Raw genomic sequence first — 11,468 nt, 5'->3', positions numbered from 1 at the left:
GAGAATGAAGACCGCGCGCACGCGAGCCGGAAGTTCCTGCAAGGACTGTTCGATCCGCGCCCAGGCCTCGCGGGCCGTGTAGATGCGCTCGGCGGAAAAATCCTCGTCGCCCTCCAGCAATCCCGCGCTCAGATAGGCGGCGCCGGCCACACCGTGCCGAGTCGAGCGACGCCCTCGTTCACGCAACAGATTGGCGGCCGTCTGAAAAACATAGCCCGCCAGGTTGTCGATGGGCTCGCCCCCCTGGCGATTGATCAGCCGCACGAACACTTCCTGGACCAGATCCTCGACCTCGGCCCGGTTCGGACCGATGCGCCGTTGAAAGAACAGACGCAACGCCGCCCCGTATTGCTCCAGGGCAATACGCGGATCGGCGGGCGATGGATGGGATGGGGCCATGCAGGGAACGACGGTGTGCCTCTCCTTAAGATGCCGCAACCCGCGGTTTCCTCATTCCGAGGGGGATGCGTTTGCCAATGCCTTGATTTTACAGCGCACCGGTCGGTCGCCGCCCGAGTTCTAGTGAGCTCGCGACTCGCTGAACTGGCGCGCGATGCGGTCCGCCAAGGCCTTCAGACGTGTATCCAGGTCCGACTCCTCTTTCGGCGAAACATTCGTCAGAACCGCCACCGCCAAGCGCGGTTCACGATAGACGCTGAGCCGAGTGGTGGCGCCGAAATGCGCCCCACTGTGGCCGACGATGGTCATGCCTTCGGCCGTGCGCGTGGACCAACCCATTCCATAGAACTGCTGCTCGGAAACGTTCTCAGGGACCGGCGTCAGCATCGACTGCCGGCTCTGCGGCCGCAGAAAGTCGCCGAACACCACGGCCGTCGCGAATCGCACCAGATCCTCGGCCGTCGACAAGTAGCCACCGCCCGGCCACAGATCGCTGTTGTCCACCGCCGGCGCGTTGGACACCGCACCGGTGCTATCGATCTCGTAGAAGGCAGTGCGGTTGTCGATGACCTTCCCGTACTCGTCCGGCACTGTGCCTTGCAAACTCAACGGACCGAGCACGCACGCCTGCATGGCTGCGGGGAAGTTTTGCTGGGTCACGCTCTCCACCACCGCACCGATGAGGTTGTAACCGAAACTGGAATACAGATAGTGGGTTCCCGGTGCGCTCGCCAGCGGGCGATCCTTGAACCTCGCGAGCGCCGCGCTCATGGTTGGGTAATGCACCGTGTTGATCATGTCCTCATCACTGTAGTGCACGATGCCCGCACGATGCGACGCGAGCTGCCGGACGGTGATCGCACGACCTGATTCGGGATACGCCGGTAGATAACGGCGCAGCGGCGCATCCAGATCGAGCTTGCCCGCCTCGGCCAACCGCATCACACAGGTGGCGGTCAATGATTTGCTGATGCTGGCGATTCGAAATCGCGTGCGCGGAGTGACGGGCACCTTCAGTTCCAGGTTGGCGTAGCCGAAGCCCTCCGACCACAGCATCTCGCCCTCTTTTGCGACGGCGATCGCCAGTCCGGGAATCCGCTCCTGCTCGACCACCGACTGTACTTGTTCCCGTAGTGTCGGCGGCGATGCTGCTTGCGCCATCGCAGACACCATCGTAGTCGACACGGCGAACAAGCTAAGCGCAATCGCGAGACGTTCAAGCATGGCGGGTGGCGAGCATGGCGAGTTCATGGAAGGTTCGTGGCCTGCGCGCTACGCGGAGCGCCTTCCTTGACTATGATGCCGGAGGTCGAGGTTTCCTTATTTTCATCAGCCAACTGCCGCGCCGCCGGCGGGCTGGAATATGATGAACCGTACCGTCCTCGCCTGGAGAATGGAATGTCCGTTGCAACGGAAGAACTCATTCGCGCACGCCGCGACCTCGCAGCGGCGCTACGCCTGGCTGCCCGATTCGACCTCCACGAGGGCATCGACAATCACTTCAGCGCCATGCTGAGCGATGGCACGTTCCTGGTGAACCGTTGGGGGGTGCATTGGAGTCGCATGCGGCCGTCGGACATTCTGCAACTCGACGCCGAGGGCAACGTGATCAGCGGCAGCGGCACTGTGGAGCGGACGGCGTTCGTCATCCACTCCGAAATCCACAAGCACTGCCCGCAGTCGCTGGCGGTCCTTCATACCCACATGCCGCACGCCACCGCGCTGGCCTGCACTTCCAGCAAGATCGAGCCCATCAGCCAGAATTCATTGCGCTTCGTGGGACGGATCCATTACGACGAACACTATGCGGGTCTGGCGAACGACCTCGACGAGGGCACACGCCTCGCCCGTGCCGTCGAACAACATCCCATCATCATGATGCGTCATCACGGCGTGCTGGTCACCGGCCCGTCCATCGCCTTGGCGTTCGATGACTTGTACTTTCTGGAGCGGACTGCCCAGGTTCAATTGCTCGCCGAATCTGCACGAGCGCCCACGCTGCGCATCGACGAGGAAACGGTCCAACTCACCGCGTTACAGATGCGACAGATCGAAGCAGATCGTGTCACCCACTTCAATGTCTTGAAGGCCATGCTGGCGGAAGAGGATGCTTGCTTCGCCGACTGATGCAGGCGAAGCGCTGGCACGCGGCACTTTCCATCAAGGCGGTGGCAGGTCGGCGCCGGCCAGCGGGCGGACTTGAGTTACCAGAGCGATGAGCATTTCGCCTGGAACTTCGTTCACCACGTAATGCGCGGCACGGTCAAATTGCACGAAGGCTTTCTTCGGCGCGTCCAGCGTATCGAACCAAGCCCGCGCCACCGTCGTGGCGGTGATGTTGTCGTAGCGTCCGCCCATGAGGATCACAGGACAATTGAAGCGCGTTTTTTGATCGAAGTCGGTTTTCATCCCTTCGATCCACAACCGCTCGCCGGACAGATCCTGGCCGAGCTGGGTCGATAGCAAATCGTAGTCATCATAGGCCGGGCTGAGCGAGCGGCGCCGCGACTCGTCGTCTTCGGCTATCCCATGCAACATGGCGCCATACTGGACTGCCCAGCCGCGTTGAATCTGAGTCTTCTTGGGCAGCACGGTGCCATCGCGTTCGGGATACGGAGCGATAGCCTCCAGTTCCTTGATGGCTCGCGCGTCGCCCCTGCGTTTCGCTTCGGCCAAGGTCCAGTCATAGCCAGCCGCCTCGTTACGCCGCCCATTCACGATCTGCCCCAGTCCGATGTAGGCGTAGAACCAGTCCGGATGTCGCTGCGCCAGCCGGACACCGAGGATGCTGCCGAAGGAATGGCCGAGCAGAAAGATCTTTTGCTTGCCATAGTGACGACGCAGATAGAGCGCGACCTGTTCTGCATCATCGACCAGCTGATCGACGGTCGTGCGCGGATCCCATTGGCGTCGCGCTTCGGAAAAAGTTTTGCCGGAACCACGCTGATCCCACTGCACGACAGTGAAATAGTCCTCCCAGGGGCGCTGGAAGGTCCAGCTCTCGGCCATCATCGGCGCGCCCGGCCCGCCATGAATATAGAGCAGGATGGGATTATCCGCCCTCGCCCCACGGATGCTGAGCCATTGCTTGGTTTCATTGATGGGAATGGCAAGCATCTCATCGATACCGTCGCGCGGTAGCATCTGCTCCGCCGCAATCGTCTTGCGAGGGTCGTATTTGCTGGTTGGCTCTGCCGCCGCGGCAGTGAAGCTCGTGAGCAGGATGGCCGCCACCGCCGCAATCTTCGCAATGTGTTTCATGCGTTACTCAGTCTCAGAAGCTATAACCCATCTGCAGCCCGACGGTGCGGGGTCGCATGCGATATCCATAGCCGCGATCGGTGTTCCCCGTGCCTCTAAAGACGTAGTCGCTCACGTCTGTCAGATTGTTCACGAACAACTCCAGGTTGACGCTATTGATCGTGATACCCGAGCGCAGGTTCGCGGTGACGTAGCCGCCCGCCTCGGTCAACGGAGTCTGCGCCAGATTGCCGAAGAATGTGCCCCGATATGCCGAGTCCGCGCGGACGAACACAGCGCGCCCGGCAATGTCAGTGTCGTACTGGATACCGAAACTGACATTGACCTTGGGTGAGCCCGGCAAACGATCGCCCGCGACCGCGTCGAGGGTCGGGACATCTACGCTCAGCTCGGCATTCGTATACGAACCGCCGAGATCGAGCTTCAGACCCGGCATGAGGCGGTAGCTGGTTTGAATTTCCAATCCCTGCGAAGTGGCCTCGCCGGCATTGGCGACATAGAAGTACGCCAAGTCGCGGCAGGTGGCTCTGGCGTTAGTAGGCAGCCCTTTCCAGTTCGCTCGATACACACTGGCGTCGACTACCAAGCGCCCCTCGAGCAACGTGAATTTGCCACCCAGCTCGAAGTTGTCCAAGGTATCCGAGTCGATCACCCGCGTAGAGGCGATCGTGAGATTGGAGCCGTCCACCACGCCGTCGTTGTCGGTATCGCAAATTCCCGGAATCAGCCCAGTCGCCGGCCGCCCCAAGCGGAACCCTTGTGAAAAACTGGCGTAGAGCAACGCCTGGTCGGTCGGCTTATAGCTCAGATTGGCTTTGTAGGTGTTCCCCGACTTACTGATGCTCGATTCGGACACATTGGGTGCATCCAGCGGAGCGCCGGTAAACCAACCGCTCGCGAGCAGTTTGTTACTTCTATCGAAACGGTAGGCGCGCGCACCGAGAGTCAGCGTCAGCTTGCTGCTCAAGTCGTAGGACAACTCGCCGAACACTGCGTCTTGTTTCAACTCACGCGTAGTGTCGAATATGCCGAGCACGTCGTTGATGCCGTCGCCCCACGGATTCAAGGCAGGAATTTCCACCGAGCTATTGTTCTCGTGAGCGAAATTGCTTTGTTTCTCGTGAAAGAAGCCAACCAGATACTGCCACGGACCGTCCAGCTTGGACGCGAGGCGCACTTCACCGGAGAACGCGGTATGCGGACTCTGGTAGGCGCCGTCGTAGGGAGCGTCTATATTGCCGCCTTCGGTGTAAATACTTTTGGAATCGACCCACGACGCGGCAGTGACCAGAGCAGCCCAGCCGAAGTTGTACTCCAGCACGGTGTTGGCGATGCCGATACGATTGTCGTAAATGCTGTCTACGCTGCCTCGTAACGCGTGCGACGGATAGATCCGTAACCCGACATAGCCGTAGCCGTCGCCCAAACCTTGCGAAGAGCTGAAACCGTCTTGTTCTATCTTTTGATAGAGATAGGAAAGAGTGAGCTTCAAGTCATCGGTCGCCTGCCACAACAGTGCGACGCGCCCGCCCCAAGCGAGATCTCGACCTCTGTCATCCGCGTTGCTTGCCAAGGACACCGCTCGGGGTCCCAGCGAGGCCACGTAAGCCTGCATGGCCGGGTCGGAGCCGGACACATTCTCGTAGTAACCGCTGTTGTTGTACTTGTAGGCCACGGCGCGAATCGCCAGCTTATCGGCAACGAGCGGCGCGTTGAACACGCCCTGCCACATCTGGTTGTCGCCGCCACTCTTACCCGTGACGGAATAACTCGCAGCGACCTTGCCGCCGGTTCTATCGAGCTTCGGCGCCACCGGAATCGTGCGTACTGCTCCGCCCAGAGAGGAATTTCCGAAAGAGGTTCCCTGCGGACCGCGCAGCACCTCGACACGCTCGATGTCGACCAGCTTCAAATCAACGCCACTGCCGCCCAGAATGCCGGCGGAGTTGGTGATGGGCGTCTCGCCGAAATAACTGGCCACCGTGGTGCCTGAGCCGAAGTTCTGGTACTGAGCCGCGGTTTCGATACCACGGATGACGATGGCGCTGGAGACCGAATTGGTTTCGACAAAACTGGCACCAGGCACCGCCGACAAATAATCTCCCATGCCTTTCAAGCCGCGGCTTTCAATGTCCGCATTGCCGATCGCCGTAATGCTGAGCGGCACATCCTGAATGCTCTCGGCGCGTTTGGTCGCCGTCACGATGATCTCTTCCACCAACTCTGTGGCGGGTCTGACATTCGAGCTGGTGCTTTCGACGGCGGGGCTGGCGGGCGCGATCAACATCGCGCCGGTCGTCGCATCCGATTGTGCGACGAACGCAGTCCCTTTCAACAATTTCTCCACCGCTTCCCGCGGCGTCAATGTGCCCGAGAGACCTTCGGTATGAATCCCTTTCAATTGATCCGCGCGGAACACCAACTCCAGCCCGGTCTGTTTCGCAAAGGATTCCAGCGCAGCAGCCAGATCCCCGGACGGGATGCTGACCGTGATCGCATTTTCCGCGCGAACCGCGGCTGACATGCAGGTGAGCGCGAACGCCACTGCGCAAACCAGAATTTTTCTAGTACTCACGTCATCTCCCCGTATCGACAGCGCCACTGCATCACCGGGACGATTGACGTGAGCAAACTCCCCTTCGGACTCGGGAATTATTTGCTCTGAAGCAACAGGCGGCCGTCCTGCTGTTCCTCGATTCGAATCTGGAAGCCGACATCCAGCAGCCGCGAAAACGCGTCGAAGTTGCCAGCACGGAAGTTTCCGCTCACGGGAATGGTCGCGAGCGACGCATCTTGAATGATCACCTGGCGGGTGTGATAACGATTGAACTCGGCCACGGCCTCGATCAGCGGCGTGTCATGAAACACCAAAAAGCCGCTGCGCCAACTCAACGCTTCTTCGATCTCAGACAGCGGCCGCTTCAGGACGCTGACCTCCTCGCGATCCGCCTCTGCGACTGAGCCAGCATCGAGCTCGACAGGTGCACCTATCCGCGCGTCGCTCTCGGCGCGTGCCACGGCCGAGTCCACGACGACTGAAACTCGTCCTTTGGCAACCGTCACTCGAACGTCGTCGGGAGTGTTCCGGCGCACGGAAAACGCCGTACCTAACGCGGTGATCCGACTCTTGCCGGCGATCACGACGAACGGCCGATGCTCATCGTGGGCAACCTCGAAGTACGCCTCGCCCCGCTCCAGCTCGATGGTCCGCTGTGTATCTCTCAAGTCGACTCGAACATGGCTCGCCGTGTTCAGCGTGACTGTCGACCCCTCTGGCAAAGGCACAGCTAGCGTCGCGCCGATCTGCGTCGAGTAAGTGTTCCGATTCCAGTACCAAGATGAGGCCAGCGCCACACATACGAGGAGCCCAGCGGCCCATGCCGCAGTTCGCAACGCGCCTCTGAAGGAAGGAGCTGAATGCCATGCCTGTTGCAAAGGCCTGGCGACAGGCTCCAGCTGAGCGCCCAGCGCCTGTAGTCGATTGGCCCCGTCCCAGGCTGCCTCCAGCCTCAGAAACTCGACCATGTGTGCGGTCGAGGCGGCGAGCCAGGCAGACAGAGCAGCCTGGTCCTCGGCAGACCATTGCCCACTGTCGCGCTTAGCCAACCATTCCGCGGCCTGCTGTTCGATGTGTTCGCGGCTATCCATGTTCGCGCTCCGTACGGTCCGTCGAAACCTCAGCCTGGACCTTGGGGTCGGGAGCCTCATTGAAGACAGCCTTGGCAAGAATTCGAATGCCGCGGGCCACACGCTTCTCAATCGTCCTTTGCGACACGCCGAGCCGACGTGAGACGTCCTTTTGCGTGAGACGTTCCACCTTGCGCAGCCAAACGACGTCGCGGCATTCGATCGGCAAAGCTTCGAACGCTGCGACCAACTTCAAGAACTCTTCGCGGACTCCGACACAATGCTCGGGCGAGTTCTCGTCGATCAGAATATTCAGCGCGTCCAGATCGTCCTGCATCTCGATGGAGACGACGCGGCGTCGCCGGATGCGATCCGCCATGATGTTGCGCACGACAGTAAAAAGAAACGACTTGGGTGCATCGGGCCGGGCTACGCCGGCGGCTTCATAGACGCGGATGTAGGCTTCCTGTCGAATATCCTCGACTTCGCCGAGTTGCGGCCAAACATTGCGGATATAGCGAAGCAGCGCGCGCTCATGCACGACGATCTCTCGCTTGAACCAATCCTGCAATGACTCGGACATGAGGCAGCATACAGGGAACAGTCGGCTGCCTGCCCGGAAAAAGAATCTCGAGCCCGAGGGGAGTTTCGCTCCGCCAAACGTCTTGGTTAGGTTGGCTAGCGCTCGCGCGTCGGCGTCTTCTTGAACTCGGCCACGTCGCCTCCCGTTTTGATGAGCAAGGTGCCGATCTGGCCGTCGTAGTTGCGTACGAACTCCAGCACCAGCCCCACCATGGACTCATAGACGAACTGGTTGCTGCCGATCGGAATCATGCGATAGCCGTCGTCGCCGCCATTGAAATTGAGGTGCAGGCTGCCATCCTGCAAAAAGATGCGGCTGATCCCAGCACGGTCGCGATTTCGGTAGGTCGAGGTCGCGCTCTGGCGCTCATAGATCCCGGTGAATTCATTGAGCTCAGCGGCGGTGAGCGCGAGCGGGTTGATTCGCCAATGATCGCTCAACTCGGGCGCCCATTGCTCAGCGACCGCCACGGCCCGCACCACTTCTGGATAGAGGTCCTTGCCGTTGGTCGCGTTGGTGAAGACGATCACGCCATCGCCGGTATTGGGATGACCTTCCATGTAGGCCTTGTAGGAATCGTTGGAGCCGTGATGAAAAAAGGCGCGCCCCAGTCCAGCACCTTTCAGCACCGGCCCCAGTCCATGCCAGCTCGGGCCGGTCTCGCTCAACATCTGTCGCGCCAGCGCCGAACTCAAGAAGTTACTGGTCTTACCTTGGTAGGACTCGATGATGGCAATGACCAACTTCGCGTAGTCACTCGGTGACGTCCAAAGACCTGACGCAGCCATCTCTGGCATCGTCTCGTAGCCTCGAGGCAACGCACGCGGTCTGCCCTCTGCGTCATGCGCCTTCGCGATATTTCCGTACTCAGCCGGTAACGGATTTTCATAGGAACTACGCTTCATCCCCAAGGGATCGAACAAGTACTGGCGCGCCGCGCGATTGAAATCCACCCCAGCCACATCTTCGACAATCAATTGTTCAACGGTAATGCCGCCGCCTGAATATTGAAACTTGGTCCCCGGCACGAACTCGACGCGGACTGGATTGTTCTTCGCCGGCGCGCGGCCTTCCAACGTATCGAGCTGCGTCGGTATCGGTTCGTGTGGAGCGTAGTCCTTGAAACCTGACACAGAGAAACCCGCGGTGTGCGACAAGATGCCTCGTAAGGTGACCGGACGAACCGAGGTAAACGCGTTCTCCGGCACCTTCCACCGCGCCAGGTAGCCGTTGACATCGGCATCGAGATCCAACTTGCCTGCATCCACCATACGCAGCGTCAAGGCTGCCGCGCCCACTTTGCTCACCGAGCCGACAGAGAACATCGTCTGCGTATCGACTTTTCCCGGCGCGCCGACCTGCAACACTCCATAGGCCTTGGCCCACGCGAGCTTGCCATCGCGAATCACCGCGATACTCATGCCTGGCACCTTCCAGTACGCCATCCGCTCTTGCACAGTCCATTGGGGATCAGCCTGCCCTTCGACGCTCACCGCCGAACGTAGCGATGACTCGAAGACGCGGATGCGCGCATCGGGCTTATCCGCCGCGTGCACTGAGACCGACAACAGCAACGCCAGCGCCGTACTAGCGGCACGCAATTCAGACTTCATCAAGTTTTCTCTGTGCAAGATCACGATCTCATTTCAGGTGCTGCTGTAAGAACTCGAACACGCGCTGCTGAGGAAACAGCCCGTGGCGACCTTCAGGATCGACATAGAACTCCACCGGTGTTCCCTGTGCGAGTAACTGGTACCCCAGATCGATCAACGATTCCATGTGACCTTGCGTATCCAGATCCCCCATGGTGAACAGCGTCGGCGCACGCCATTGTTCGATCCGGGAGGTCGGCGACGACAGATAGGCCTGTTCTTCGATCTGAGTTCGCTCGGCGAGACGAATGAAAGTTGGCGGTGCGTTCTCATCCTTTTGCATTTCCACCACCCAGTCCGCGACGCCGAACAAAGAAACACCGGCGGCGAACTGATCGGCGAGCTGAGTCATCGCCAGTCCCACGATGTGCCCGCCATAAGAGGCGCCGACGATTGCCAGCCGCCTCGAGTTCACGTCACCGCGTGCTTTGAGGTACTTCAGCAGCGCGCTGACATCGGCCAGTTCACTACCGCCCGTTGCGCCTCGCCCTGCCGGCAACCGAAAGTTCAGACCCAGACCCGTGCTGCCTCGATAGTTGATATCGACGAAAAGATAACCCTGGCTCGCGACATACTGCGCGAACTCGTAGCGGCCGCCACCCGGCAGCGTTTGCTGAGTCGGCCCGCCGTGTGCGTAGATGATGGCCGGATACCCCTCTGGTGGGGCAGCCCGCTTCGGTTTGAGCAGCACGTGATGACCAACCACGCCATCCTCGGCGCGCACTTGAATCACGTCAGGCGGCACGAACTGCGACCACACCGACTGTGATTGCCGCGCAACTTCAGTAGATGGCAACGCGACCGTTCGGGCAGCTCCTTGAGGCGTTCGCACGGCGAGATGAGGCGCGCCGCTCTCACTATGAGAGACCGCATGCAACAGAAATCCGCCGGCGGTGAACTGCGGCTGTTTTTCAACCCCTCGTCCCGACGTCAGTGCTTTAGGTTCGCCACCGGCCAACGCGAGACTCCACACGTGCCGACGTCCGAGATCTCCGATGTTGCTGTCATAAACGAGCGTTCGACCGTCAGCACTCAACGCCAGACTGTCGATCTCTCCTTCGCCAGGAGTGAGCAGGGTCGCCGCCCCGCCTCGTGCCGGTACCGCATACAACAAATTCCAGCCGGTCTTCTCCCAAGAGAACAGGATGCGACCATCCGCCAGCCACAGAGGTGCGACCGTCGTTGCGACACTGCCTGGGCCAGGATCCGCCGTCCAAATCGTGCGCAATACACCGGTGCGCGCGTTGGCTGCGACGATGTTCCAAGGAGCGCCCTCACGCTGCGGCGTGAATCGATAGTTCCTCGTCCAGTTGCCGGGCACGCGCACGAAGGCCAGTTCGTTGCCATCCGGCGACCACACCGGCAACTGATCACGGAATATGCTGGGTTGCAGATAACGAGTTTCGTCCTTGGCGATATCGTGAATCGCCACGTAGCTCTGCCCCTGCTTACGATGACTGACGAACGCCAGCTGAGTGCCATCTGGGGAATAGACCACGCTGCCCACATCGATCGCGGCGGCATGCCGATCGTCCGTCTGCAAGACCTGGTGACGTTGCCATTGGTCCGCTGGATTCCGGCGATACTCGTAAAGAACTTTGTCTTCTTTGACCACGAAGGCTCGATCGCTGAAAACGGCGAGCGGCACCGGCACACGTCCGCCCGACGCGACGAGCCGTGACGCGGCCCCTTCTGCCACATCGATTTGCCTAAGCTCGGCATTACGTATGAAAAAGATCGTCCGCCCGCCTGGCACGGCAAACGCTCGCGTGACCACACCAGCTTCGCCGCTTGCCACAACCCGTGGTGTGAACTCCGGTTCTTTTGCAACGATGAGCTGACCTTCGTCGAGCCAAAAAACGTAACGGCGCTGCGCAGCCGATGCTGTTTCCAGGAACTCCACGCGAGTGCCTCGTCGCGCTGCCTGCGCTTCGGCAAGCGTGAAG

The 11,468-nt window shown here is 60.3% G+C and carries 9 protein-coding genes; 1 reads left to right on the top strand and 8 read right to left on the bottom strand.

What is annotated here, in order from left to right:
• Both JNL55_RS36170 and JNL55_RS36165 read right to left on the bottom strand, forming a co-directional pair.
• Positions 1-399, bottom strand: a 399-nt coding sequence (locus JNL55_RS36170) for an RNA polymerase sigma factor (RefSeq protein WP_293866590.1), incomplete at its 3' end; no start/stop codon positions are given.
• Positions 400-519: 120 nt separating this feature from the next.
• Positions 520-1,623 (bottom strand): serine hydrolase domain-containing protein, encoded by a 1,104-nt coding sequence (locus tag JNL55_RS36165; RefSeq protein WP_293866587.1) that lies wholly within the window; start codon positions 1,621-1,623, stop codon positions 520-522.
• 174 nt (positions 1,624-1,797) lie between these two features.
• Between JNL55_RS36165 and JNL55_RS36160 the strand changes: the two genes are divergently transcribed.
• Complete coding sequence (locus JNL55_RS36160; RefSeq protein WP_293866584.1) at positions 1,798-2,526, top strand: class II aldolase/adducin family protein; 729 nt, start codon at positions 1,798-1,800, stop codon at positions 2,524-2,526.
• Between the two features lie 33 nt (positions 2,527-2,559).
• Here JNL55_RS36160 and JNL55_RS36155 read toward each other — a convergent pair whose 3' ends face one another.
• The 6 genes from JNL55_RS36155 to JNL55_RS36130 all read right to left on the bottom strand — a co-directional run.
• Positions 2,560-3,660 carry an alpha/beta hydrolase gene (locus tag JNL55_RS36155; protein ID WP_293866581.1) on the bottom strand — a complete coding sequence of 367 codons (1,101 nt, stop codon included), beginning with the start codon at positions 3,658-3,660 and terminating at the stop codon, positions 2,560-2,562.
• A gap of 13 nt (positions 3,661-3,673) precedes the next feature.
• A complete protein-coding gene (locus JNL55_RS36150) occupies positions 3,674-6,235 on the bottom strand; it encodes a TonB-dependent receptor (RefSeq protein ID WP_293866578.1) in 2,562 nt (853 codons plus the stop codon).
• Positions 6,236-6,312: 77 nt separating this feature from the next.
• Positions 6,313-7,308, bottom strand: a complete 996-nt coding sequence (locus JNL55_RS36145) for a FecR family protein (protein ID WP_293866575.1) — start codon at positions 7,306-7,308, stop codon at positions 6,313-6,315.
• Complete coding sequence (locus JNL55_RS36140; RefSeq protein ID WP_293866572.1) at positions 7,301-7,870, bottom strand: RNA polymerase sigma factor; 570 nt, start codon at positions 7,868-7,870, stop codon at positions 7,301-7,303. The genes JNL55_RS36145 and JNL55_RS36140 overlap by 8 nt, the downstream gene beginning before the upstream one ends.
• Before the next feature lie 95 nt (positions 7,871-7,965).
• Complete coding sequence (locus JNL55_RS36135; protein WP_293866570.1) at positions 7,966-9,483, bottom strand: serine hydrolase domain-containing protein; 1,518 nt, start codon at positions 9,481-9,483, stop codon at positions 7,966-7,968.
• 28 nt (positions 9,484-9,511) lie between these two features.
• On the bottom strand, positions 9,512-11,468 hold a 1,957-nt coding region (locus JNL55_RS36130), incomplete at its 5' end, for a S9 family peptidase (protein ID WP_293866567.1).

Source organism: Steroidobacter sp. (assembly GCF_016790065.1).
Lineage (GTDB): Bacteria > Pseudomonadota > Gammaproteobacteria > Steroidobacterales > Steroidobacteraceae > Steroidobacter.
The sequence above is the reverse complement of the archived record's forward strand: the minus strand, read 5'-3'. Positions and strand labels throughout refer to the sequence as shown.